The 25,495-nt window shown below is 65.0% G+C and carries 16 protein-coding genes; 4 read left to right on the top strand and 12 right to left on the bottom strand.

The genetic code is table 11. The annotated features are described in order from the left end of the window. The 7 genes from ACK5IR_RS05715 to ACK5IR_RS05685 form a co-directional block, all read right to left on the bottom strand. Positions 1–301 (bottom strand): iron chelate uptake ABC transporter family permease subunit (locus ACK5IR_RS05715; protein ID WP_416926792.1); only part of this gene is annotated, 301 nt, incomplete at its 3' end. After that, complete coding sequence (locus tag ACK5IR_RS05710) at positions 288–1,286, bottom strand: iron ABC transporter substrate-binding protein (protein WP_416926790.1); 999 nt, start codon at positions 1,284–1,286, stop codon at positions 288–290. The genes ACK5IR_RS05710 and ACK5IR_RS05715, both read right to left, overlap by 14 nt. Positions 1,287–1,339: 53 nt before the next feature. Next, positions 1,340–1,807, bottom strand: coding sequence for an SAM-dependent methyltransferase (locus ACK5IR_RS05705; RefSeq protein WP_416926788.1), 468 nt, complete (start codon positions 1,805–1,807; stop codon positions 1,340–1,342). After that, positions 1,804–2,013, bottom strand: a complete 210-nt coding sequence (locus tag ACK5IR_RS05700) for a TOBE domain-containing protein (RefSeq protein ID WP_416926786.1) — start codon at positions 2,011–2,013, stop codon at positions 1,804–1,806. Before ACK5IR_RS05700 ends, ACK5IR_RS05705 begins: the two co-directional genes overlap by 4 nt. A gap of 235 nt (positions 2,014–2,248) precedes the next feature. After that, complete coding sequence (locus tag ACK5IR_RS05695; RefSeq protein WP_416926784.1) at positions 2,249–3,751, bottom strand: DHA2 family efflux MFS transporter permease subunit; 1,503 nt, start codon at positions 3,749–3,751, stop codon at positions 2,249–2,251. Then, positions 3,748–4,842 (bottom strand): HlyD family secretion protein, encoded by a 1,095-nt coding sequence (locus ACK5IR_RS05690; protein WP_416926782.1) that lies wholly within the window; start codon positions 4,840–4,842, stop codon positions 3,748–3,750. Before ACK5IR_RS05690 ends, ACK5IR_RS05695 begins: the two co-directional genes overlap by 4 nt. Beyond that, on the bottom strand, positions 4,839–5,285 hold the full coding sequence (locus ACK5IR_RS05685) for a MarR family winged helix-turn-helix transcriptional regulator (protein WP_416926780.1): 447 nt from the start codon (positions 5,283–5,285) through the stop codon (positions 4,839–4,841). The genes ACK5IR_RS05690 and ACK5IR_RS05685 overlap by 4 nt, the downstream gene beginning before the upstream one ends. A 277-nt stretch (positions 5,286–5,562) precedes the next feature. Between ACK5IR_RS05685 and ACK5IR_RS05680 the strand changes: the two genes are divergently transcribed. The 3 genes from ACK5IR_RS05680 to ACK5IR_RS05670 are packed head-to-tail and all read left to right on the top strand — an operon-like array spanning position 5,563 to position 10,497. After that, complete coding sequence (locus tag ACK5IR_RS05680; RefSeq protein WP_416926778.1) at positions 5,563–6,630, top strand: HlyD family secretion protein; 1,068 nt, start codon at positions 5,563–5,565, stop codon at positions 6,628–6,630. After that, entirely contained in the window at positions 6,627–9,377 is a 2,751-nt protein-coding gene (rbbA, locus tag ACK5IR_RS05675; RefSeq protein WP_416926776.1) for a ribosome-associated ATPase/putative transporter RbbA, read from the top strand. The genes ACK5IR_RS05680 and rbbA overlap by 4 nt, the downstream gene beginning before the upstream one ends. 7 nt (positions 9,378–9,384) lie before the next feature. Continuing rightward, positions 9,385–10,497, top strand: a complete 1,113-nt coding sequence (locus tag ACK5IR_RS05670; protein WP_416926774.1) for an ABC transporter permease — start codon at positions 9,385–9,387, stop codon at positions 10,495–10,497. Between the two features lie 195 nt (positions 10,498–10,692). Here ACK5IR_RS05670 and ACK5IR_RS05665 read toward each other — a convergent pair whose 3' ends face one another. The 5 genes from ACK5IR_RS05665 to dctP form a co-directional block, all read right to left on the bottom strand. After that, positions 10,693–18,216, bottom strand: coding sequence for a YDG domain-containing protein (locus tag ACK5IR_RS05665; RefSeq protein WP_416926772.1), 7,524 nt, complete (start codon positions 18,214–18,216; stop codon positions 10,693–10,695). Between the two features lie 113 nt (positions 18,217–18,329). After that, complete coding sequence (locus tag ACK5IR_RS05660; RefSeq protein ID WP_416926770.1) at positions 18,330–20,102, bottom strand: ShlB/FhaC/HecB family hemolysin secretion/activation protein; 1,773 nt, start codon at positions 20,100–20,102, stop codon at positions 18,330–18,332. A gap of 593 nt (positions 20,103–20,695) precedes the next feature. Then, the gene (locus ACK5IR_RS05655; RefSeq protein WP_416926768.1) at positions 20,696–21,976 is read right to left on the bottom strand and encodes a TRAP transporter large permease; all 1,281 of its coding nucleotides are present in this window, start codon (positions 21,974–21,976) and stop codon (positions 20,696–20,698) included. Next, on the bottom strand, positions 21,976–22,488 hold the full coding sequence (locus tag ACK5IR_RS05650; RefSeq protein ID WP_416926766.1) for a TRAP transporter small permease: 513 nt from the start codon (positions 22,486–22,488) through the stop codon (positions 21,976–21,978). Before ACK5IR_RS05650 ends, ACK5IR_RS05655 begins: the two co-directional genes overlap by 1 nt. Continuing rightward, positions 22,472–23,467, bottom strand: coding sequence for a TRAP transporter substrate-binding protein DctP (gene dctP / locus ACK5IR_RS05645; protein WP_416926764.1), 996 nt, complete (start codon positions 23,465–23,467; stop codon positions 22,472–22,474). The genes ACK5IR_RS05650 and dctP overlap by 17 nt, the downstream gene beginning before the upstream one ends. Before the next feature lie 217 nt (positions 23,468–23,684). On the opposite strand from dctP, the gene ACK5IR_RS05640 reads away from it, so the two are divergent. Next, positions 23,685–25,495 (top strand): FAD-dependent oxidoreductase (locus tag ACK5IR_RS05640; protein ID WP_416926762.1); only part of this gene is annotated, 1,811 nt, incomplete at its 3' end.

Raw genomic sequence — 25,495 nt, 5'->3', positions numbered from 1 at the left:
GGTTGCGGAATATCGTCTGATAGGAGGCGCCGGCCGCCGCAAGGGCCGCGCCGACGAGGGCAGCGGCCATGACCCTCGGCAGGCGGATATTGAAGAACACCGCCGCCTCCACGCCGCCGGTTTCATTGCCGGTCAGCCTGTCGGCGAGCAGCCGCGCGATCTCGGACGGGGAAAGATCGAACGGTCCGGTGACCGCGCCCACCAGAAACGCCGCCGCCAGAACGGCGATCAGCGGCAGGGCCGGACCCGGCCCGCCGGTCGCACGCCGCCACAGGGTCCGGGCGGGCCTATTCTCCGACAAGTGCCGAGACGGCATCGTCATCGGGGCGGACCTGATAGAACAGTTCGTAGAAATCCTGCACCTGCCGGTTCAGCTCACCCCCGGCCGTTTCGGGATATAGCCGGTGCATCAGCCAGTGCAGGCCGATCAGGCGGTTGACCGAGGGCGGACCGTCGATGAACCCGAAGGGAGCGGACGGCGCGAGATAGATGCGGTTGTTCGCAACTGCCGGCACCTCGGCCCAGGCGGGATTCCCCGCAACGGTTTCGGCAAAATGCGGATCCATCATGATGATCACATCCGGCGCCCAGCCAAGCACGTTCTCGGGTGAGACGGTGGCGAGCCCGTCGTTCGACGCCTCCACCACGTTTCGGGCGCCGACGCGGCCGATGCTTTCGGCATTGATCGAGTTCGGCCCCGCCGTTTCGAGCCCCTCGGGTCCGCGCGCGAGGTAAACGCCGGGGCGGTCGGCCTGGGGAATCCCGGCAAGCGTCGCATCGACCAGATCGAGCGTTTCCTCGGCATAGGCCGCCAGCCGTTCACCCCGCTCCGGCACGCCAAGAACCTCAGCCATCTGCCGCAGCGTCTGCGGCATGTCGGCGAACGACCCGTCGATCAGGACATAGGGAACGCCCGTCTGCCCCTGCACGCGTTCGGCAAGGCTCAGATAGGTGTCGTTCACGGTACCCAGATCGAAGATCAGATCCGGTTTCGCCGCGAGCAGCACCTCGAGATTGACCGTATCGCCGCGGCCGGTCAGCCGCCCCAGTTCGGGCAGCGAATGCGTGGACGGCAAAAGAAAGGGACGATCCGCGGCCCTGGGCGCACGAACCCAGCCCACCATCGCCTCGGGCTTCAGCATGTAGAGCAGTACGGCCGCCGGCGGACCGGCGGCAAAGACCCGTTCCGGATCGTCCGGCACGGTCACGACACGGCCGGTAGCATCGGTGATCTCGCGCGCCGGTGCGGCCGTCACCGCCAGCACGAGCGACAGCAGCGCAATCACGGCCGCCCTTGCGCACCTGAAAGCGCGCGAATGCCGTGAGGCAACCGCTCCGCTCACTTCAGCACCCCGTATTCCGGCTTGATATCGAGAAGCGGCGTACCGTCGACGCAATCGAGCCCGCGCACCGACAGCACCGGCCCGTCGATCTCCAGAAGCTGCACGACCGACGAGGCGATCGGGTTCGGCCGCATCGGCGAGCGCAGGGCGAAGGTGCCGCAGGTCTGGCCATCGTTCTTCGGCGATTGCCGGAGCAGGTCGCGCCGCCCGCGGTGCATCCAGTAGAGAAGCTGCACCGGACCCACCGTTACCCCGTCGAGCGCCTCCTGCCATTGCGGATCGAGCTCGACCCGGCAAACCGGACCGTTCTCGGCATCGCCACGCTTGGGGCAGTCATGCGGATGGTGCCACGGCGTTCGCAGCCGCCCGATGAACCACAGCGACGCATCCGTCCTGTCGGGAACCGGCCCGGTGATCTCACCCTCGCGGGTATCCTCCCACGCCGGTAGGTCGAGAGCGCTCATTCCGGTTTGCCCACCATGACATCCGTGGCCTTTATGACCGCCATCGCCTTGTCGCCGACGGCAAGGCCCAGTTCCTCGACCGCCTCGTTGGTGATGGCGGCGGTCACGATACTGCCACCTACGTCGATGCGGACATGCGCGTTCACCGCACCACGGGTAACTTCGGTCACGGTTCCAGGCAGGACATTGCGGGCACTCAGCTTCATGATCGTCTCCGTTTCAGGTTGTCGGTTTCGTTCGTGTCTGCGAAGCCGCAGCCCCGTCGGGGACGGGCCGCGCAAACCTCTGGAACCTGTCGAATACACGTAGCGGTTTGATTCGATAGGTTCGTTCGGAAATAGCATGCTATCGTTTTCTTGACTAAACAGACGTTTTGCCTTGCGTCGATATGTCCATCACAACATATCACTAGCCTAGAAACCGGCGCGGCCTCAGGGTTGGTCAGGCCGGCCGACGCAACAGGAACACGATGGGCAGCACCGTCAGCGTCATCAGGAGCATCAGAAAGAAGTTGTCGATATAGGCGATCATCATCGCCTGCTGTTCAACCAACCGGTCGACCACCGAAGCGTAGTGGCGCGAGCCATCCAGAAGCTGGGGCATGCCCTCGCGAATGGCCGGCGACTGCGCCGTGATGGCAGCGGCGATCTCCTCGTGATTGACCGTGCTCATCCGGGCAAGAACCGTTGTCACCATGGAAATCCCCACGCCCGAACCGACGTTGCGCACCAGGCTGAACATCGCGGTCGCGTCGCCCCGGTAGCGATTGGCGATGGTGGCGAAGGTCAGTGTCGAAAGCGGCACGAAGACGAATCCCAGACCGAAGCCCTGAAGCACCCCCGATACCACAATAGGGCGCGAATCCATTCCCAGCTCGAAGCCGGCCATCAGGTGCAGCGAATAGGCGGTCAGCAAAAGCCCGGCGAGTACAAGTGCGCGCGGATCGTAGCGGCGCACCAGCCGCCCCACGAAGATCATCGACACCATCGTTCCCACACCGCGCGGCGCCATGACCAGACCGGTTTCGATCACCGGATAGCCCAACAGCCGTTGCAGCAGCGGCGGCAGCAACGCGAGCCCGGAAAACAGCGTCATGCCGATGATGAAGATGAAGATCAGGCCCATGAGGAAGTTGCGATCGCGGAACATGGCAAGATCGACGAACGCATGCGGATTTCCCCGGCAGTGGATGACGAAGGCCCAGAATCCGGAAACGGCGAGCCAGAGATAGACGAGTATCTCGGCCGATGTGAACCAGTCCTGCGACTGGCCCCTGTCCAGCAGCAGTTGCAGCGCGCCCACACCGATCGCAAGGCAGGCGAAGCCCGTCATGTCGAAACGCCGCTCGCGCGTATCCTCCTGCGGCATGAAGGCCATGACGCCCAGCAGGGCGACGATCCCCAGCGGCACATTGATGAAAAACACATAGCGCCAGTTGAACATCTCGGTCAGATAGCCGCCAAGCGTGGGGCCGATGATCGGCCCGACCATGATACCGGCGCCATAGATGGCCATCGCCTGACCGACCTTTTCGCGAGGATTGATGTCCAGCAACAGGGATTGCGCCAGCGGGACCAGCGCCGCGCCGAACACCCCCTGAAAGACGCGGAACAGCACCATCTCCGGCAGCCCGGCGGCGACACCGCAGAGCGTCGAGAAGGCGACAAAGCCGATGATCGCGCCGAGGAAAACCGCCTTGCGGCCCAGCGTATCGGCCGCCCAGCCGGTCAGCGGCGTGGCAATGGCTGCCGCGACGATATAGGAGGTCAGCACCCAGGTGATCTCCTCCTGGGTCGCGCTGAGGCTGGCGGCCATGTGGGGCAGCGCCACATTGGCGATGGTGGTATCGAGCACCTGCATCACCGTGGCCACCATGATCGACCCGGTCAGCAGCCCAGGCGCGGCCACCCTTACCGCCGGCACCGAAAGGGCGGGCGCGCTCATCGCAGACTATCCAGCCGGTTTTCTCCGGTATCGACGGAAACCTTGACGCTCATTCCGTCGCGCAACGGGCGCCCGGACGGCTCGAGACGGATACGGACCGGGACGCGCTGCACCACCTTTACCCAGTTGCCGGTCGCGTTCTGCGCCGGGATCAGCGAGAATTGCGATCCGGTCGCCGAGCCGAAACTTTCAACCTCGCCGTTCAGTTCCAACCCCGGATAGGCATCGACCGCGACCCTCACCGACTGACCCGTGCGCAACCGGTCGAGCTGCGTTTCCTTGAAATTGGCTTCGATCCAGGTGTCCGAGCTTTCGACCAGGGTGGCGATTCCGCTGCCGGCGGAAACGTACTGGCCGACGTTGAGGCTTTCGATCTGGCTGATCGTGCCGCCGGTTGCAGCCGCGATCTCGGTCTGATCCAGATTGCGCGCGGCCGCCGCATAGGCCGCAATCGCGGTGCGTACCGAGGGAAGGGTATCCGGGTCGACCTCGGGATCGCCGCCGAGCGCGGCGGCGGCGGCGGCAAGCCTGCTCTGCGCCACGTCGACCTCGTTCGCCGCGGTCCGGGCGGCTACCGTCGCCTCATCGAGCGCGGCTAGCGAGCCGATGCCGCGATCGGTCAGGGCCTGCTGGCGCGCGAGTTCACGGTGCTTCACATCCTCGATCATTTCGGCGGCGTGCAACTGCGCGGCTGCGGTCTCGTAGGCGGCATGCTCCTTGACCACCGCCAGCCGGGCGGAGCCGAGCTGCGCCTCGGCCGTATCAAGCGCGATGCGATAATCGGTCGGATCGAGCCGGAACAGCGGCGTACCGGCGGTGACAACCTGGTTTTCCCCCACCAGCACCTCGACGATGCGGCCGCCGATATCGGGCGAGACCGTGAACATCGGCTGGTGGACATAGGCGTTGTCGGTACTGACATAACGTCCGCCCAGAAGCCACGCGGCTCCTCCCGCCAGGGCCAGCAGCAGCGGCAGCGAAATCATCAGTAACCGTCGCCCGCCACGGCGCCGGGGCTTCTGCGCCGCCATGCCGGTGGCTTCCACGGCTTGCGCCGCTGCGGGGGCGATCTTCTGGGATCGCGCGTTCATTTGTCCGTTCCCTTGCAGGCGGGCGATCCGCTGCCGGCCAGATTATCCCTGATATTGCGCAACCCGCGCCGCAATGCGTCCAGTTCCTCGGGTGCGATATCGGCGAAGGCGCCGGCAAAGAAGGCATCGCTCCTGCTTCGCAGGACGGCGACTTTCGCCGCGCCAGTTTCGGTCAGCGCAAGCGATTTGGCGCGGCTGTCCTCCGGGTCGGGGTTCCGCGTCACAAAACCCGCGCTTTCAAGCCGTTCGGCAACATCGCTGATGGTCATAGGCGAGGCCCCGGTCGCCTCTACCACCTCGACCTGCCGGAGCGGTCCGTGGCTTTCCAGCAACCGCAGCACACGCCACTGCATCAGCGTCACCCCCTCGGGGCGCGCCATCTGCTCGAAACACCGCCGCATCAGCGTCGACGCCTCGAACAACAGAATCGCGATATCCTTCATGTTCTTCTCATTTTCATACGTACTTATATAATAAGTGTTCGTATAATAAAAGAGGAAAATTCATTCCGCCATCCGGCAGAATCTTCTGCCTCGCGGCTGCGACATTTTCCGAAAGCGCGGCGCCTTCGGTTGCAGGCTGGCACCATCAGCGATTAGGCTTTCACAAACACCAGGATACCCGGAGAGGCGTGCACCTGTGCATGGTCGCGGGACCAGTGCACCGGACGCGTCGTACCGTACACACGCCGGGCGAACCGCTGTTCGAGGTAGCTGCAAGATGAAATCCACCAACCGCAAATGGCTTCTGATCGCCGTGTTGTTCGTCGTCGGTATCGGCGCCTACATCCTTTGGGACCGGGCGGCCAATCCCGGCCTGCCTGACGGCATCGCCACCGGGAACGGGCGGATCGAGGCAACCGAAATCGACATCTCGGCCCTCGCCGCCGGGCGGATCGAAACGATCAGCGCCGATGAGGGCGATTACGTCAGCCGCGGCGATGTGCTGGTCCAGATGGACATCCGGCAGTTGACGGCCCAGAAGCGGCGCGCCGAAGCCTCGATGCGCCGCGCGGAAATCTCGATCGAGACCTCGCAGAGTCTGCTGAAGCAGGCCGAGGCGCAGCGAAACGCGGCCGGGGCGGCGGTGGAACAGGCGCAGGCGATCGCCGACGCGGCGGCAGCCCGTCTGGCACGGACCGAGCAGCTGGCCAGCACCAACGTCCTGTCCGAACAGGTGCTCGACGACGACCGCGCCAACGACCGGCAGGCCAAGGCCGGGCTGGCCTCGTCCGAGGCGTCGCTTGCCGCTGCCGAAGCCGGCATCGGCAGCGCCAGGGCCCAGGTGGTTGATGCCGAAGCCTCGGTCGATGCAGCCAGGGCCGAAATCGACTATATCGCGGCGCAGATCGAGGACAGCACCCTCGTTTCGCCGCGCGACGGGCGGGTGCAATACCTGATCGCGCGCGACGGCGAGGTTGTTTCGGCGGGCGGGCGCATCCTCAACCTCGTCGATCTGGGAGATGTCTACATGACCTTCTTCCTGCCTACCGATCAGGCCGGCCGGGTTCAGGTCGGCGATGCGGCCCGGCTGGTCATGGACGCGGCACCGCAATATGTGCTGCCGGCCGAAATCTCCTATGTCGCCGACGTGGCACAGTTCACCCCCAAGACGGTTGAAACCCCCGAGGAGCGCGCCAAGCTGATGTTCCGCATCCGGGCCCGCATCGACCCGGATTTGCTGCGCAAGTACATCGACTATGTGAAGACCGGCCTTCCCGGCGATGCCTATGTGCGGATCGCCCCCGATGTGGACTGGCCGTCCTTCCTGTCTGACGTCGTCGAATGAGCGCCGAGGCCCCCGTTGCGGCAGTCGGCAGCCTGACCCTGCGCTACGGCGCGGTCACGGCGCTCGACGATGTGAACCTGTCGGTCCCGGCGGGCCGGATGGTCGGCCTGATCGGCCCCGATGGTGTCGGCAAATCCAGCCTGATGTCGCTTCTGTCGGGCGCGCGGGCGATCCGGCAGGGCAGCGTCGAGGTGCTGGGCGGCGACATGGCCGATGCCGGCCACCGCAACCGGGTCTGTCCGCGCATCGCCTACATGCCACAGGGGCTGGGCAAGAACCTCTATCCCACGCTCTCTGTCTTCGAGAACCTCGACTTCTTCGGCCGGCTGTTCGGGCACGACCGGCAGGAGCGCGAGAGACGGATAGCCGATCTTCTGGCGGCAACGGGCATGTCGGCATTCCGCGACCGGCCGGCGTCGAAGCTGTCGGGCGGCATGAAGCAGAAACTGGGCCTGTGCTGCGCACTGATCCACGACCCCGATTTCCTGATCCTCGACGAGCCTACCACCGGCGTCGATCCGCTGTCGCGCCGCCAGTTCTGGGATCTGATCGACGATATCCGCCGCGAGCGTCCGGAAATGAGCGTGATCGTCGCGACAGCCTATATGGAAGAGGCTGCGCGCTTCGACTGGCTGGTCGCGATGAACGGCGGCAGGGTGCTGGCAACGGGAACACCGGCCGAATTGCTGGCGAGCACCGGGGCGGGCAATCTGGACGACGCCTTCGTCCGGCTTCTGCCCGAATCCGAGCGGCGCGGAGCGGAGCCGCTTGTCATCCCGCCGCGCGGTCCGGCGCTCGATGCCGAAATCGCCATCGAGGCCGAACACCTGACAAAGAAGTTCGGCGATTTCACCGCCGTCGACAACGTCAGCTTCCGTATCCGCAAGGGCGAGATTTTCGGCTTTCTCGGCTCGAACGGCAGCGGCAAGACCACAACGATGAAGATGCTGACCGGCCTGCTCGAACCGACCTCGGGCACGGTCAGGCTGTTCGGCCATCGGGTCGATCCGTCGGACATGGCCGTGCGGCGGCGCGTCGGCTACATGAGCCAGGCGTTCTCGCTCTATTCCGAACTGACGGTCGAGCAGAACCTCGACCTGCACGCGCGCCTGTTCGGGTTGCCGCCCGGGGATATCCCGGCGCGGATCGACGAAATGGTTGCGGATTTCTCGCTGGGCGAGGTGCTGGACACGTTGCCCGAGGATCTTCCGCTCGGCATCCGGCAGCGCCTGTCGCTTGCCGTGGCAATGATCCACCGGCCCGAGGTGCTGATCCTCGACGAGCCGACCTCGGGGGTCGATCCGATCGCGCGCAGCGAGTTCTGGCATATCCTGGCCGGCCTGTCGCGCGACGACGGTGTGACGATCTTCGTCTCGACCCATTTCATGAACGAGGCCGAGCTTTGCGACCGCATATCGCTGATGCATGCCGGCCATGTGCTGGTCAGCGACACCGCCGGGGCGATCCGGGAATCGGTTGGCGCGGATACACTGGAAAACGCCTTCATCGCCTATCTCGAAAAGGCGATCGGCCAGTCCGCGCAACCCGCCCCTGCCGCCGCGCCGCAGCGCACCGCGCCCGCCCCCTTGCCGCAGGCCCGGCCAGCCCCCGCCGCGAGGTGGTTCAGCCCGCGCCGGGTGTTCAGCTATTCCCGGCTCGAGGCGCTGCAACTGCTGCGCGATCCGATCCGCCTGACCATGGCGGTGCTTGGCAGCGTGATCCTGATGTTCGTGATCGCCAACGGCATCAACATGGATATCGAGAACCTGTCCTTCGCGGTGCTCGACCGCGACGACACGACCCTCAGCCGCAGCTATGTGGAGGATATCGCCGGCTCGCGTTACTTCACCGAGCAGCCGCCGCTGCGCGGCTACGCCGACATGGACGCTCGAATGAAGACCGGCAACCTTGCCCTCGCCATCGAGATCCCACCCGGGTTCGCGCATGATATCGCCCGTGGCCGCGACGTCGAGATCGGCGCCTGGATCGACGGTGCCAACCCGAACCGCGCGGCGACCGTCAGCGGCTACGTGCAGGGCATCCACGGCCATTGGCTGACACAGAAGATGCGCGAGCTATATGGCGACAGCGCCGCCGCCGGCGATTTCCAGCTTGTCACCCGCTACCGCTACAACCCCGATATCAAGAGCATCGTCGCCATGGCGCCCGCCGTCATTCCGATGCTGCTGCTGACAATCCCGGCAATCCTGACGACGCTTTCGGTCGTGCGCGAGAAGGAACTGGGTTCGATCATCAACTTCTACGTCACTCCGGTGACGCAGATCGAGTTCCTGCTGGGCAAGCAACTGCCCTATGTCGTGCTGGCGATGCTCAATTTCGTGCTGCTGTCGATCCTTACCATCATCCTGCTGAAGGTGCCGTTTACCGGCAGCTTCCTGACCTTCAGCCTTGCCGCGCTGTTCTACGTCATGGCCACCACCGCGCTTGGGCTTCTGACGTCAACCTTCCTGTCCAGTCAGGTCGCGGCGCTGTTCGCAACCTCGATGCTGACCATGATCCCCGCCCTTCTCTACTCGGGGCTCATCTATCCGGTATCCTCGCTCCAGGGGGTCGGGCGCACCATCGGCGAATTGTACCCGACCACCTATTTCATCATGGTTTCGCGCGGAACCTTCTCCAAGGGGCTCGGCTTCGGCGATCTCGGCGCGGCGCTTCTGGCGCTCGCCATTTCGGCGCCGGTCATCGTCGGCCTCTGCGCCGCCATGCTGCGCAAACAGGAAAGGTGAGGCAGCGATGAGCCCGAAGCACATCTTCCAGTTGGGGATAAAGGAATTGCGCGGCCTTCTGCGCAACCCGGCAATGCTGGCGCTGATCGTCTACGCCTTTTCCTACCAGATCTACACTTCGGACAGGGCGACACCGGAATCGCTGTCGAACGCGGCGATCTCGATTGTCGACGAGGACCAGTCGCCGCTGTCGGCACGGATCGTCTCGGCATTCTACGCGCCCTATTTCGTCGGCCCGCAGATGATCTCGGTCCCCGAGATGGATAATCGCATGGACCGGGGGCTGGACACCTTCGCGCTGGATATCCCTCCCGATTTCGCACATGACGTACTGGCCGGCGATGTGCCGGCGCTCCAGCTCAACGTCGATGCGACACGGGTTTCGCAGGCGTTCACCGGCAATGGCTATATCCAGCAGATCGTTCACGACGAGGTATCCGAATACGCCGCGCGCTATCGCGACGGAACGGCCGCCAGTGTCGAGATGGTACTGCGCTCGCGCTACAACCCCAATCTCTATGCGGGCTGGTTCGGCTCAGTCAACAGCGTGATCAACTCTATCACCATGCTGTCCATCGTCCTGTGCGGCGCGGCGCTGATCCGCGAGAAAGAGCACGGAACGGTCGAACACCTGCTTGTCATGCCGGTCACGCCGGTCGAGATCATGCTGTCGAAAATCTGGTCGATGGGGCTGGTGGTGCTGCTGGCCTCGGCCTTCGGAATAATCTTCATCGTCCAGATGGTGCTTGGCGTTCCGATAGGGGGGTCGGTCACACTGTTTCTTGCCGGGACGGTCCTGATGCTTTTCGCGACAACCGCACTGGGGATCTTCCTTGCCACCATCGCCGGAAGCATGCCGCAGTTCGGGCTGCTGCTCATGCTGGTGCTGATGCCGTTGCAGATCCTCTCGGGCGGGAACACGCCGCGCGAAAGCATGCCCCAGATCATCCAGGACATCATGCTGTTCGCCCCCAACACCCACTACATCATCATTTCCCAGGGGATATTGTTTCGCGGCGCCGGGCTGGGTATCGTCTGGCCGAACCTGCTTGCGCTGACCGCGATCGGCGGGGGGCTGTTCTGGCTGGCGCTGCTGCGCTTCAGGGCATTTCTTCGGTAACGCGCCGGACACCGGGGACCGGTCGGGTTTACCCCCGGTTCCCGGCGACAACGCGCGCGAACCTTCTGCCTGTTCAACACCATAACGCCGTTCGCGCGGCCCGGGCTTTGCGGAGTGACAGCAACCCCACCACTCCGGCCGGACCGGTCCCTCATCCGGACATACTTGCCGGGCAGCGGCGGTCGATTCCGGGCATTACCGAAGGTCCTCGATCGGGGGCGGAAGCGTCTGGTCGGTGAGGAAGGCGCTGAACCGCGCCACACTGTCGAACCATGCGGCCATTTCACGCTCGATCCGTGCCGCGATGATCGCCTCTTCCCGCATCCGCAAATCGCCGCTCTCGACCGTCACGCCGCCGGCGATACTGTTGCCCGGCTGGCTGATGTCGACCTTTCCCTTGGCGGTGATCCGGCTTGGCCCCGTCCTGACCGTCAGCGAACCGCCGCTCTGGACGACATCGCCGCCCGTGCTCGTCAGGTCGACACGGTCGGCCGAGATCACGCCGGCAAGGTCGAGCGTCCCGCCCGCCGTCGCGTCGAGCGCGCCTTTCGCCATCACATCACCCAGGGTCAGACCGTTGACATCGTTCAGCGTGATATCGTTGCCGTCTGCATTCACCCTGCCGCCAAAGTCGTTCCCCTTGCCGTCAAGCGTGATATCGGCCGGGGCGCCGTCCTTCTCGGCGGTCAGTGTCGTTTCGCCATCGACCGAAATGGTCGTGCCGCCCGCCTGTTCGATGGCGCCGTCGGTGCTGTTCACATCGAGCGTGCCGTCGACCGACAGGTTGCCCAGCACCGCTCCGCCCGAGGAGTCGGTAATGTCGGCATCGCCGGCGACCGAAACCGACCCGTCGCCGCTCTGGCTGAAATTGTCCGTCACGGTAAGATCCGATCCGTCGGTCGTCGCGAAACTGCCGCCCGTCTGCTCGAATTCGCCCAGCACGACATCGCCGGCCGATCCGAACGTCCCGCCGGACTGGGAATAGCCGTCCAGCGTCATGCCGCCGTCGCCGACGTTCAGTTCTCCGCCCGATTGGGTCAGGGATCCACCCTCGCGGATGGAATCGACCTCGACCGGACCCGACTCGGCAGGGGGAACCACCGAATCGCCGAACGTCACCTCGACCCCTTCCGGAATGACGACGTTGGCAACGTTGGAAAGATCGGGCACCGCGCCGCCGGCCCAGTTCGCCGGATCGAACCAGTCGCCGGTTTCGCCGCCGACCCATACCACCTCGTTCAGCCGCGATATGCTGGCTGTCGTGCTGGCGGTTGCACTTGCCAGCAAATAGTTGCCCGCATCGCTCCCGGTCAGCGAAATGCCGGTGATCGCCACGGATTTTCCGCTACCGACATTCTTGTCCGAGAACAGGGCCGAGCCCTGCGCGAACCCGACCTGATCGCCGCTGACGATATCGGCGGATTGCCCGGAAACGCTTGCATCGCGATTCCCGTCATAGACCTTGTCGTCGGCCGAGAAGAGCGCCGTCAGTTCCCGTGGGGTGATGGTTCCGTTCGTTCCGCTGAAACTGCTTGCGCCGGTCAGATAATAGTTGGCCGCGTCCACCCCGCCGAGCAGGATGTCGGAGATGGCATAGCTCTTGTTGGTTCCGGCGTTCCGGTCGGCATAGGCCCCGGTTCCGCCGACCGAAACCAGATCGCCGGTTTCGGTCCCGGCAAGCGCCAGGGTGACCCCGCTCATGTCGGTCGTTCCGTCGTAGACCTTGGAGATGCCCGAGGAGGCACTTGCGCTAACCGCCTTGGCCGTAACCTCGTGTGCGCCAACCACGGTGACGACATCGCTGAAGTTGACGCTGTTTTCCGTCACCCTGCCGCTCGTGCCAAGCTGGTAGCTGCCCCTGGCGAGCAGTTGCGCGGTCGAATACACCCCGTCCTGCGGCGCCAGCCGGAAGCTCGCGGAGCCGGCGGCACCGTCGTTGACGGTGACCCTGTTGCCGGCCCCGACCGAAACACCCGACCCCGGGACACTGCCGTTGTCGAGACGGACGATCTGCGCGCCGTCGAAGTATTCGACACTGGCAATCTGGTAGGTCGCGGCATTGCCGTAGGTATCGTTCACATCGTCGACACGTACCAGCAACTGACCCGATGGCACGATCGTATAGTCGCCCGCTTTGTACGAGAAGCTGTAGTTGTCAGCCGCGCCGCCGGATGCGCGCAACTGGCCGCTGTAGGTGCCGGCGATACTGTTGGCGGCGGTCACGTTCCCGTCCGGGCCGCGCGCCGTGCGGCTCACGGTGGGGGCGATAAAACCTGCTGCGGTACTCTCGTTCTCGCCATTGACGAAACTGGCGTAGCTGACGCCCGCATAACCCGCGCTGTCGCTCTGGGTCAGGAACCGCGCATCGTTGTTGGCGGTCACGGTCAGCACGGCGGGTGTGATCGTCGCCGCGACCGACCGGCTGGTGGTGCCAAGCGTATAGTCGCTTGCCCGAGAGCCGTTGCTGCCGACAACGGCGGTAAGCGCCAGCCCCGATACCGTCAACGTGTTCGCCAGCGCGACATTGGCATCGTTATAGACGATGCCCGCCGCGCTCAGGCTTGCCCCGGTATCGCCGGCGATCAGGCCGGCGAAGCTGTATGTCGGAACGAAGCCGGCCGGTGCGGCGGCGGTCCCGTCATAGACCTTGGTCACACCCGAATTGGTCAGCGCCGGGGTCAGAACCCTGGCACTGATCGTCACCGGTGCGTTCGCCGCGTTGAGCGCCGGCAACCTGTAGTTCGACGCCCGCCCGCCGCCGGATCCGTCCGCGAGGGTGATGGTCTTGATGTACTTGCCCGTTGTTGCAACATGCGCGTCGTTCGCCGACGCCGTGTAGCTCAGGGTTTCCGACCCCACCAGACCGCCGAGTGTCACCGCGCCGGCAAGCGTTGCCTTGCCGTCATAGGTCTTGGCGGCGGAAAGTGTCAGGACCTGCGGGGCGATACGCGCGGCAGTATCGTCGGCGTGGGGTGTCAGCGTGTAGTTCGCCGCATCCGCGCCTGTCAGGCTCAGCCCACCGAAACTCACGCCGGTTGCATCCGCCACGTCCTTGTCGTTGAAAGCGCCCGTTGCGGTGCCGGTCAGGTCGACAGCATCGCCGGTATATGCCTTGCCGTCGCTGCCGGTTCCCGCGCCCGGCGCCACCGCCGTCTGCAGCGCGGCGGTTCCGTTCACCGCCGCCGCAGTCGTGCCGTCATAGGCCTTGTCCTGGCCGCTCAGCCCGCTGACCGTCAGCGCCTTTTTCGCCACCGTCAGCGTGCCGTCGGTGATGCTGCCGAGCGTATATCCCAGAGCCGCGAAATCGGCGGCCGAGAGGCCGTAGGACCCGGCCCGCAGGATCCCCGCGCCCGAGCTCTGCGGCGACAGGACAGTGAACATGTCGTCGCCGTTCAGCGGACCGGTGCCGCCACTGATTGAGAAGGTCGGATCCGCATCACCATAGGTCTTGTTCGCATTGGCAATGGTGCCCGACAGGACCGGCGCCTCGCGATAGATGGCGTTGATCGCATTCGTCGCCAGCGCAGTGGTGTAATTCGTGTTCGTCTCGTCGGAATTATAGCGGAAATTGCCACTGCCCGCGCCAACCAGCGCAGTCAGCCCGGTGCTGCCCACGATGCTGCCTGACATCAGGCGGATGGTGCCGCCGGCACCGGCGGTAACGGCGGGTACGCCGCTGACGATGATGTTGCCGCCGCTGGCGGTTCCCGCCGCTTCGGACCTGCCGGCGTTCAGCAGGACCGCATTGGCGCCGGTGCCGGTTGTGGCAACACCCTGCGCGAGGGTCAGGTCGCCCGAAAGCGTCTCGACCAGCACGTTGCCCGTGGCGGTTATTCCGTCGGTGCCGCTGACCGTACCGATGCTCAGCGCGCCGGCATTGGTATAGGACAGGCCGCCCAGCCAGGTTGCCGCGCTTCCGCCGGCGATGGTCCCGACGCTGTTGGCGGAACCGGTCAGCGTGAAGGTGCCGGTGCCCTTGAGCAAAAGCGCATCCGCGGTCAGCGCGGCGGTTTGCGTCACGGCCCCGCTTGCGTTCAGCGAAATCCGGTCGCCCGTCGCCGTCAGGCCCGAGTTGATGGCGACCGCGCCGCCCCGGACCGAGATCGGCCCGTTGATCGCCGCGCCGCTGCTGAAGGCGATGTCGCTGGTGTTGCCGATGGTCACGCCCGACATGCCGGCATATTCGCCGAAGGTCAGGCCGGTCAGATTGTTGAATCCGTCGATCTGCAGATAATTGTAAAGCCCGCCGATGTTCAGGTTGGCGGGAACATCGTTATGCGTCCATGTCAGCGTACTGGCATAGCTGCCCCCATCCGGTGCCAGTGTCACCGCACCGGCACCATCCAGAATGACGCTGACCAAGCCACCGCCGTTGACCTGATCGGCGATCAGGATCGCATCGCCACCGCCCAGCGTCATGCGTGCGCCATCGGAATCGGTGACGATGCCATGCGCGGCGGCGACGGTGCCGTTTCCGGCCCAGACAAGAAGATCGCCGCCGTCGGTGGTCACGTTACCGAACAGATCCAGCGCGTTGTTGTTGAACCCGCTATGGCCGACAGATGGTCCGTCACCAACCGTCAGCCCGTTCCAGGTGGACGTGCCACCGACGCTGTTCGACCCGCCCATCCAGACATGCCCGCCGCCGGTCGAGATCGTCCCGAGCTGCGACACGCCGCCATCGTCGTTGTCATTGTCGAAATCCGACCAGAGGACGACATTCAGCACGCCGCCGTCCGCAGTGTTGATGACACCGGTGGTGTTGTTGATGACGCGCGCGTTCCCCTTCATGGTCAGCGTGCCCGCGCCGCCCGACTTGGTGATGGTCCCGTTGTTGAGGAACTGGTTGTTGCCCCCGGCAGTGGCCCTGAGCAGGATATCGCCGTCGCCGAAGGAGGTTACATTGCCTGAAACCAGGATCGGACCGGCATAGACCGTGACCGCGCCCGGCAACGAGAGAGGTCCGAGAAGCGAAATCTGCGCCTGGTTGTTCTCCTTGCCGAGCGTCAGGCCCTCCATACTGGCGATATCGTTCACGATCAGGCCGCTCAGATCGTCCGTGGCGGTGAAATTCGTGCCCGACATGTTGCCCCGAAAGATGAACGAGGACGGAAAGGAGGCGCTGAACGGCTCGATCACAAGGTTGCCGCCGACATTTGTCGTCAGCGTTTGGCTCGCGCTGCGGTAGAGCTGGTCCGCCCGCAGCGTAAGATCACCGTCTGCGCCGGTGGTGATCGACCCGTTGCCTTCGATGTTGAATTGGGAACCTTCGGTCGAGATCAGGACGTTGCCGGAACTGCTCGAAATGTCTGTGTTGCCAATGGAATATGTCCAGTTATACGCCGTATTTTCCGACGCGCTGATCGTCACGTCGCCTACCGCCGAAAGCTCGGCGCTGCCGGTTTGCAGCGCGCGGCCTGCCCCGACGGTGCGCACCGCCGAGATGTCGAGCGCACCTCCGGAACTGATCCGTGTGTTCCCGTCGATGATCATGAGATAGAGGGATTCCGCATTCCCGCCACCTGTCACCGCGGAAATGGAGATATCGCCGGATCCGGTCGTCGAGATATCCGCCCCGTCGACAATCCTGACAGCCTGCGACCCCGTCCAGACCACCGAAGCCGTACCACTCAGATTGCCACCCAGGGTGATATCGCCATCCGTCGCCGCAAGGGTCGCGCCTTCGATCAGGATCGGGAAGTTCCTGCCATCCGCGCCGCCGGTATTGTTCGTATAGCCCGAAAGGCTGATGTTGCCACTGCCCGTATCGATCAGCGTTCCGGCCCCCAGATGGATCGCCGCCCCGGGATCATAGTGGACGGCATTGGCGACACTGAAATCGCCACCATTGGTGATCGCGGTCAGACCGGAAAGATTGACGATACCATAGGCGAACGCGTTTTCCGTCCGCATCCTGATATCGACATTCAGGGGCGAGCCGGTTGTTTCGATCCTTGAACCGGCGCCGAATGACAGCGTTGAGGCTGCCGTGCCCTTGCTGTTCAGGGCGAGGGTGACCTCGCTCGGGGGGGCGACAACAACCTGGGCGTTGGCGTTCCAGGTCAGGTTTCTGTCCGCCGTCAGGGTGACGCTGGTGCCGCCGTTCAGCAGGCCGGCAATCTCGCCCGAGGTCACGGTTGAACCCGTCACGCCGCCACCCGTGGTGGTATCGTTGCTCACGGTGATGTCCGTCGGGTCGAACAGCCATTCGCCCGCCTTGCCCTTCGGCGCCGCCGCCGAACCGGTCGCACCGGCGGTGAACAGCCTGTGCCCCGAGGTCTCTATCGCGCCACCATCGCCGCCCCCCGCACCGCCGCGCGCGAAGATCTCGCCCTGCACCCGTGTGACGGAAGCGTCGTCGGACACATCCGACCACAACACCACGCGCCCGCCATCGCCCCGACGGATGGCCGAGGCGTCGATCCGCGCGCCATCCGCCATGCTCACCGTCCGCGCCTGCCGCATGGCATCGGATGCCGCAAAGACCAGCCGTTCGGGATCGGCGCCGCCCTGCCAGTCGCCGCCGATCAGCACGTCGCCGCCACCGTTCAGGCCGGTGGCGTCGATCGTAGCCGTGCCGGCCAGCGCGATATGATCGCCCTCGACCGCCACGGTGCCGCCGGTCGGGCCGCTGACGTCAATGGCACCTGCCAGCGCCACGCGGGCGGCATCGACATGCACCTCGGCCCGCTCCGGCCGAAGAGCGGGCCGGGGCGAGCTTTGCAGCGCCGCCGAGGCGACGATCCGGCTTTTTGTCGTGGTCTCGACCCGCGCGCCGCCGAGAAAGACCCGCCCCCCGGAGCGCTGGATTCCGCGCGCATTGATCTTGCCGGAATTGCGCACCACACTCGAGCGGACGGCATTCGCCGCGCCCGCGCTCATGATGACCTGCCCGCCCGGCGCCTCGATCAGGTGGCCGTTCTCGACCAGTTCGTCCATCTGGCCGGGCGTTACACGCAGGCTGGCCAGCCCGCCGCCCTCGTCGAATTCGAGGTTGAATGCCTCGCCCGCCGCCAGCGCAACCGTGCCCTTGCGTGCGACGATGACACCGTTGTTGCGCACCTCGGGCGCCAGCAGGGCGATATAGCCACCCGCCGCCGCTTCCAGCCGGCCGGCGTTCACCACCTTGCCGGTTGCGCCGTCACGGGTGAAATCCGTCTTCCCGGACATGAAATCCCCGTCCGAAATCGAATGCGTGGTGGCGACGAGCCCGCCCACATCGACCCGCGCCCCCGGGCCGAAATAGACGCCCCGCTTGTTGGTCAGAAAGACCTGGCCGTTGGCGCTCATCCGGCCCAGAATCCGCGATGGACTGTCGCCGGTGACCCGGTTCAGGGCAACGCTGCCGGCTGAGGGCTGGCGGAATTCCACGCTCGCCCTGCTGCCAATATCGAAACTGCCCCAGTTGATCGCGGCGCGCTGACTGCGCTGATCGATCACCATCGCGCCGGGGCCTGTGGTGCCAATCCGCGCCTTGCCCGCCGCAACCTGCCCGTTCTGCGGCAGCGCCAGCTGCGCAGTCTGGGCCTGCGCCAGCCCGGCGGCGGTGCCAGTCAGCAGCACGGCGAGCAGGATCGCGCGCGGCAATCCCGATTGCGGTTCCCCCTGCCTGCGCCTTCTGCGGGCCGAGGCTTTCCCCGGACAGGTGCCGCCAACCTCGGGAACCACGATCATACGCTGTTGCGTTCTGCTCCAGATCACGCGGAAGAACCTGTTCATGGAAAGCCTTTCCCACCTTGTCGTTTTCTGATTTCCCGATGGCGGATAAATCCCCCCGGGCCGTCTGCCCCCTGCCGGCTGAGGATGCCGCGATGCCACATCGCCATCCGGCCCTAGAAGGTCTTGCGAAGCTCAAACCAGGCGCGGAACTTGCGAAGGCTTCCGTCCTGATCCCTGCCGTCCAGCGATGAGCCCGTCGGGTCGTCGATTGCGTTCGGGTTGTCGCCCAGCCGGCGCGCAAGCGTCAGATCCGCCGCCCAGCCGGTCGGGTGCTGCCAGCTGAGCCGTGCGCCCAGCCCCTTGAGTTGATAATCCGAGGGCTCGCCGCTGACCGTCCGGTCGGCGATCCAGCCATGATCGTAGAACCCGGCGACAGACCAGTTCTCTGTCAGTTCGTATTGCAGTTCCAGATTCACGATCGCGCCGCTCGGCCCGTCACCCTCGCCGATGGGATAGGCGCGCACGCCATACGGCCCGCCGAGGAAGAACTCCTCCGAACTGTCGAGCCCGCGCGGCCCCTTCTGCGCCGAAAGCTGGGCCAACAGGTCGAACCTGCCGGGCAGGTTCTGCTGCCGCGCCAGGCTCAGCCGCCAGATATCGAAATCGTCGTCGAAGCCGCCGGCGATATCGGTCCCCGATGCCGAACCGTTCGAATAGCTGAGCGCAAAGGTAGTCAGTCCGCCGCCGCCGAAATCGTCATAGGCGTTGCCGGACAGGCCCAGAACGGCACGCGAGACGTGGTAATGGGATACGGTATCGCCCCGGATCTCGTTTTCGAGATCGTCCCGTCCGTAGGAGAACGTCAGGCTGACGTTCCTGTCCCGGCTGATCAGCAACGGGTACGATACGCCGATACTGCGCGTGAGGCTGCGCCCGGTCGGATCGAGCGCGCGCAGTTCGGAGGTGATCACATCGTAGTGCATCAGCCCGACATCGGCCCAGACAAAGGCGCCGCGCAGGCCGACCGGCAGCGAATAGCGCAGCATGCCGTCGGGGCTGCCCTCGGTCGCCGTCAGCCGTGCGAGCAGAAGATCGCCCCGGCGCAGCGGGCTGTAGAGACCGAGCTGCACGCTTGCCCGCGGCTCACCGATCGACCGGGAGCCGTAGTTGTCGAATGACAGTTGCGTCGCAAGCGGCGATTCGTCCTGCCCGTCGAGCAGCAGCACCGTCTCGCCCGGATTGGCGCCGGGCGCGAGCGCACCGCTCAGCGCAATACCGTAAAGCCCGTTGGCGATGAGAAGGGGCTTGTCGAGCCGGTCGGGGCGCAACGCGGTTCCCGGCACGACATTGCCATCGAAGATTCGTTCGATGATCTCGGGTTTGACCCGTTTCGGCGGCGTCCCCTCGAAGGCCACGCCGGCATATCTGCCTTCCTGCACATCGAGCAGCACCACGCCGCCGGTCACTTCCTGCGGCGGCAGCGTCACCCGTGCGACATAGCCGTTTTCGGCATAATAGGCCTCGATCATCCGGGCAGCGCGATCGATCTGGGAAAAGCTGAGTTGGCGCCCGGTGACCCCGGACAGCACCTTGCGCAGTTCGGCCGTGTCGAACAGCCGGTTACCGGTGAATTTCCAGCCCGACAGGTACAACGTCGGCCCGCCCGGATCGTCGACCCCCGCAGCCACTGAATCCACCGTGACGCCCGGCAGGAGGATCGCCCCGGCCTCCGCCGGCCGCCGCTGCGGAACACGCGGCTCACCGACATCCATCTGCCGTTGCAGGCTGCCGGCGTTCACCCCGGGCAGGCCTGTCGTCTGCGCCTGGGCATCGGCACCCGGCATTGCAAGCAACGCAACCCCCAGCACCCCGACGGTCAATGCCGACCGCCCCCTGCGTGCCGGGCGCCAAACCCCGTTTTCGCTGAAATTCACATCGGGTCGCATGATCCAGCCTTCCGCAACCTGACAGGCGGGCCGTCCTGATTTCACTGTCGCCAATTCACCCTCACGCATTTGACAACTTCCAGTTGACGCGAACCGGCGAGCCAGTGTCGGCCGCCCGCACACATTTCCATTCCCTGCCATGCCGTCGCATCGAGGCGCCAACGGGCCCGCGCCTTTCGTTTCCTTCCGGAGCTATGCGCAAATGGTAAAGGAGCGGTTCGCGTCGCTTGCGTCACAGCGCGAACGCCGGTCCCGCACCACCTGCGGAGGCTTAAGGGAACGAAGACCCGGAACCTGACCGGTTGCACCCCGGCAGGCGGTCAGACCCGTTCGGGAAGACACCTGCCACCGTGCGCGCATCAGGCACGATTCCCGCTTCGGCGATTTCGATGGCAACATGCTGTTCGCACTGGAAAACACGGGACGAAACCCGCGATACAGTCAACCGGAGTACCGCTTACCGAACATACCGACGATAAAACAGATTCGGGATTTGCACCATATCAATGGCAAGGGCCGTTGTGGATATTTCGGATGGTGTGGACTACGCCCATCAGCATGCACCGGATCGGCGCATCGCGTCCGGCGGCGTGCTAAAGAAGCCCCAGCGCCCGGGGAATGGCAAGCGACAGACCAGGCCAGAAGCTGGTGACGAGCATTACCGGGAAGGCGACAAAGACCATCAGGCCAAGCGCGGGGCCGACCGCCTGCATGATCGGCGCCCGGCAGATCCTGCACGACAGGAACAGCACCGGGGCCACCGGCGGGCTGTTGGCGCCGATCACCACCGAGCAGGCAACGATGGCGGCAAAATGCACCGGATCGACCCCGTTGGCGACCATCAGCGGCAGAAAGAGCGGCGCCACGACCACGGTGACCGACACGTCGTCCATCAGCGCCCCGGTGACGATAAGCACCAGATTGACCACCAGCAGGGCGGCAACCGGATTGGTCACAACCGACTGGATCGCCTCGGTCAGGGTCTGCGGCACACGCTCGAAGGCGAGGATGCGCGATATCATGAACGAAAAAAGCAGGATCAGGATGATGGTCCCGGTTGTCTCGGCCGCCTCGATGATGCTGCGGGTCAGGCTGCCCCAGGTGAATTCGCGATAGATCAGCCCGCCGACAATCAGCGCCGCGACAGCGGCAACGGCTGCCGCCTCGGTCGGGGTAAAGACACCGCCGTAGATGCCGCCGAGGATGATCAGCGGCAGCGACAGCGCCGGCAGCGCCCGGAGCGTGACGATTCCCAGACCCTCCTGCCCGTCGAGCGGCTCGCCCGTCTCCTCGAAGGCGCGCCCGACCAGAAAGCGGTTGTAGAGGATCAGCCCGACGATCAGCAGGATCGCCGGCCCGATCGACGCGGCGAAACAGGCGGCAACCGATTGCCGCGTGACCACGGCAAACAGGATCATCGTGATCGACGGCGGGATCAGGATACCGAGCAGCGACGATATCCCCAGCAGCGCGGCGATCCGGCCCCGGGGATAGCCGCGGGCAACCAGCGGCTCGGTCATGATCGAACCGATGGAGGCGATCGCCGCCGTCGCGGTGCCGGATATCGCCCCGAATATGCTCGATGCCAGCACCAGCGCGGTTCCCATGCCGCCGCGCCCGGTCGCCAGCCGCGCGACGAAGGCGACGATGCGCTGCGCGATCCCGCCCGACTGCATCAGATAACCGGTCAGGATGAACAGCGGCAGGGCAACCAGCACCAGCGTATTCAGCGACCGGAAGCCCTGAAGCATCAGCGTGTTGAGATTGACGTCGTAGACAACGGTCAGATAGGCGAGAACCCCGGCGAACGACCACGCGACCGGCACGCCGATTGCCATCAGAACGATCAGAAGCGGCAGCGCAACAAGGGCCATCAGCTATCTTTCAGGCGTCGCGCGGCATCGGCGACATCGCGCACCGCATAGGCGAAACAGACTACCGAGGCCACCCCGACCGCCATCTGCGGCACCCAGAGCGGGATCTGAAAGGCAGGTGTCACCTGCGGCCGCTGCATGCCCCAGGCGAACATGCGGTAACTCCAGACCATGAAGAAAACGGTGATTATGGTCGTCAGCCCGGCGACCAGCAGGTCATGGGCCGCCTTCTTGCGCGGGTCCGAGATCACGCCCGCCATCCAGTCGACGGTCAGATGCTCGCGCTTGCGCGACGCGATCATCGCGCCGGTCATGTAAAGCACGACGGCGGCCAGCATGATCAACTCGTGCAGGCCGACGACCGGCAACCCCAGAACGTAGCGGGCGACGACAAGAAACGCCATCAGCCCGGTCACCGCCAGCGACGAAATCACCGCGACGACATTCAGCAGGCGCGCGAACCACGCCCCGAAACGGGCCAGCGGCGCCGGGGTGTCAGAGCTGGCTGGCATTTGCCCGGATGACATCCATGATCTCGGATCCGATCCGGTCTTCCATCAGTGGCCAGACAGCGTCGCGCACCGACCGCGCCATTGCCCTGAGCTGTTCGGCATCGGGCTCGACATAGGTCATGCCGGCGGCCTTGGCCTGTTCGATGTAGGATTCGTCGAGCGTCCGCGCGTTCTCGAACCCCTCTTCCATGACAACCTGCGCCGCGCTCCGGACGACATCCTGCTGTTCGGGCGTCAGGCTTTCGATGGACCCCTTGTTGGCCGAGATGATGCCGGTGATGAACTGCTGCTTGGTCTGGTTGTAATAGTCGAGCACATCGCGGAAATACTCGTAATCCCAGTAGATGATGTTCGCGCCGTCGCCGTCGACCACACCGGTCTGGATCGCGGTGAACACCTCCGACCAGTCGATGGTCGCGGTCTGGTAGCCGAGCGCCTGCACCGATTCCGCCATCGGGAACATGGCCGGGACACGGATCTTGAGACCCTTCGCATCCTCGACCGTCATGGCGTACTTGTCCGAACTGGCGATCCCGTTGAAGCCCTCGGGCCACGGGCCGAAGAAAATCAGGCCCAGATCGTCGTAGATGCCCACCAGCATCTCGTTCACCCATCCGCCGGGGCGATAGGCTGCGAGCGCCTCTTCCCAGCTTGTCACCATGTAGGGGGTGAAGAGCACGCCGAGACGGTCGTCATAGGCGGTGATCGGCCAGTTGATCATCAGGTCGACATCGCCCGCGACCATCAGATCGAAAACCTCTGCCTGGCTGCCGAGCTCGTTCTGGTAGAACACGTCCACCTGAACCTCGCCGCCCGTGCCCTCCTCGATCAGCGCGGCCCAGCGGTCCAGCGCATCGCCCGACGGCGATCCCTTGGCGCCGGAATCGGTCGCCAGTTTCAGCGTCGTTTCGGCAACGGCCGGGGACAGGAGCGCCAGACTGGCAATCAGACCGGCGCCGAATACGGATTTCATGCTCATCTTTCGGCTCTCCCTGGGACCTTTTCAATCCATTTCCGGCGATCTGGACACAGCTAACCAGACCTGTCAATGGCGTTCTGCCCTGCAACGCCGCCGAAGCCCGCGTGGAGCCGCGCTTGCCGGAAGCGCGGTATATTCAGGTAATGGACAGTGCTGTCTAGACATTGGCGCCGCACGCGGCTAGCCTGCGCCGCAACCGGGAATGGGAGGGGTGCTGATGAAAAGCCATTATCGCGCCGTGGTCATCGGCGGGGGCGTCGTGGGGGCGTCGGTTCTCTATCATCTGGCGAAATTCGGCTGGCGGGACGTGTGCCTGATCGAACGGTCCGTCCTGACGGCAGGGTCGTCGTGGCACGCCGCGGGCGGGTTTCACGCGCTCAACGCCGATCCCAATATCGCCGCGCTTCAGGCCTATACGATCGACCTGCTGTCGGAGATCGAGCGCGAAAGCGGGCAGTCGGTCGGCATGCACATGACCGGCGGGATGACACTGGCCGGCACGCCGGACCGCTGGGAATGGCTGCAATCGGCCTATCGCATCTTCCAGTCGATCGGGATCGAGGATTGCCGCCTTCTGACCCCGCAGGAGGCCGGCGCGCTCTGCCCGATCATGTCGACCGAGGGGATCCTCGGCGGGATGTGGGCCGACCGGGAAGGGTACGTCGATACCACCGGCACCGTGCACGCCTATGCCATGGCGGCCCGAAAACATGGCGCCGAGGTGATCGAGCACAACCGCGTGCTGGAACTTCATCAGACAGCCGACGGCTGGCGGGTGGTCACCGAAAAGGGCACCCTCACCTGCGAACACGTGGTCAACGCCGCCGGGCTCTGGGCCAAGCAGGTCGGCCGGATGGCGGGGATCGAACTGCCGGTGTCGCCGCTCAACCACCATTACCTGATCTCCGACACCATTCCCGAACTCGAACGGCTCGACTTCGAGGTGCCGATGACGGTGGATCTCGAAGGATTCACCTACATGCGGCAGGATCAGAAGGGGATCCTGCTGGGCATCTACGAAATCGACCACCAGCACTGGATGATGGACGGTGCGCCGTGGGATTATGGCTTCGAACTGCAGCAGGAGGACCCGGACCGCATCGAGCGGGAACTGATCCTCGGCTTCGAACGCTACCCGGCGCTTCAGCATGTCGGCGTCAAGACATGGGTTAACGGCGCCTTCACCTTCTCGCCCGACGGCAACCCGCTGGTCGGCCCGGTGCGGGGCAAGCGCGGCTACTGGTGCGCCTGCGCGGTGATGGCGGGCTTTCTCCAGGGCGGCGGTGTAGGCAAGTCGCTTGCCGAGTGGATGATCCACGGCGAACCCGGGGCCGATGTCTTCGGCATGGATGTTGCGCGCTATGGCGATTACGCCGGCAACAAGCGGTTCATCCGGGAGACCACCGGCCAGTTCTATACACGCCGCTTCGTGATGACCTACCCGAACGAGCAATTGCCGGCGGGCCGGCCGCTGAAGATGGCGCCGGCCTATCCGGAGATGGCGGCCGCCGGCGCCCGCTGGGGGGCCAGCTACGGGCTGGAGGTGCCGCTCTACTTCGCACCAGCGGGCTTCGAGGAAAAACCGACGCTGAAACGCTCCAACGCCTTTCCCATCGTGGCCGGGGAATGCGCGGCGGTACGCGGCGCGGCGGGGCTGCTCGACATATCGGGCTTTTCGCGGTTCGAGGTTTCGGGCCCCGGGGCCGGGGCCTGGCTCGACCGTGTGATGGCCTCGAAACTACCCGCACCGGGGCGGGCGCGGCTGGCGCCCATGCTGTCGGAGACCGGCAGGCTCAAGGGCGATCTGACGCTGTTCAACTGGGGCGACGGGCGCTGGTGGATCATGGGCAGCTACTACCTGCGCGCCTGGCACCTGCGCTGGTTCGCCGATCACATGGGCGACGGGGTCGAACTGCGCGATATATCGGACGAGGTTGTCGGCTTCTCGGTTTCCGGCCCGAACAGCCTGAGGGTGCTGGAGCGGCTGACAGACGGTCCGATCGCCGGCCTGCCCTTCATGGGATGCGG

The sequence above is a fragment of the Tropicimonas sp. genome (assembly GCF_047971885.1).
In the GTDB taxonomy this organism is placed as follows: Bacteria; Pseudomonadota; Alphaproteobacteria; order Rhodobacterales; family Rhodobacteraceae; genus Tropicimonas.
This window is presented reverse-complemented; position numbering and strand designations above follow the sequence as displayed.

What these genes read in the sequence shown, in the direction of transcription:
- rbbA (WP_416926776.1), top strand. Translation starts at nt 6,627, where the DNA reads ATGAGCGCCGAGGCCCCCGTTGCGGCAGTCGGCAGCCTGACCCTGCGC.
- dctP (WP_416926764.1), bottom strand. Translation starts at nt 23,467, where the DNA reads ATGAGCATGAAATCCGTATTCGGCGCCGGTCTGATTGCCAGTCTGGCG.
- ACK5IR_RS05660 (WP_416926770.1), bottom strand. Translation starts at nt 20,102, where the DNA reads ATGCGACCCGATGTGAATTTCAGCGAAAACGGGGTTTGGCGCCCGGCA.
- ACK5IR_RS05685 (WP_416926780.1), bottom strand. Translation starts at nt 5,285, where the DNA reads ATGAAGGATATCGCGATTCTGTTGTTCGAGGCGTCGACGCTGATGCGG.
- ACK5IR_RS05650 (WP_416926766.1), bottom strand. Translation starts at nt 22,488, where the DNA reads ATGCCAGCCAGCTCTGACACCCCGGCGCCGCTGGCCCGTTTCGGGGCG.
- ACK5IR_RS05680 (WP_416926778.1), top strand. Translation starts at nt 5,563, where the DNA reads ATGAAATCCACCAACCGCAAATGGCTTCTGATCGCCGTGTTGTTCGTC.
- ACK5IR_RS05670 (WP_416926774.1), top strand. Translation starts at nt 9,385, where the DNA reads ATGAGCCCGAAGCACATCTTCCAGTTGGGGATAAAGGAATTGCGCGGC.
- ACK5IR_RS05700 (WP_416926786.1), bottom strand. Translation starts at nt 2,013, where the DNA reads ATGAAGCTGAGTGCCCGCAATGTCCTGCCTGGAACCGTGACCGAAGTT.
- ACK5IR_RS05655 (WP_416926768.1), bottom strand. Translation starts at nt 21,976, where the DNA reads ATGGCCCTTGTTGCGCTGCCGCTTCTGATCGTTCTGATGGCAATCGGC.
- ACK5IR_RS05690 (WP_416926782.1), bottom strand. Translation starts at nt 4,842, where the DNA reads ATGAACGCGCGATCCCAGAAGATCGCCCCCGCAGCGGCGCAAGCCGTG.
- ACK5IR_RS05695 (WP_416926784.1), bottom strand. Translation starts at nt 3,751, where the DNA reads ATGAGCGCGCCCGCCCTTTCGGTGCCGGCGGTAAGGGTGGCCGCGCCT.
- ACK5IR_RS05665 (WP_416926772.1), bottom strand. Translation starts at nt 18,216, where the DNA reads ATGAACAGGTTCTTCCGCGTGATCTGGAGCAGAACGCAACAGCGTATG.
- ACK5IR_RS05705 (WP_416926788.1), bottom strand. Translation starts at nt 1,807, where the DNA reads ATGAGCGCTCTCGACCTACCGGCGTGGGAGGATACCCGCGAGGGTGAG.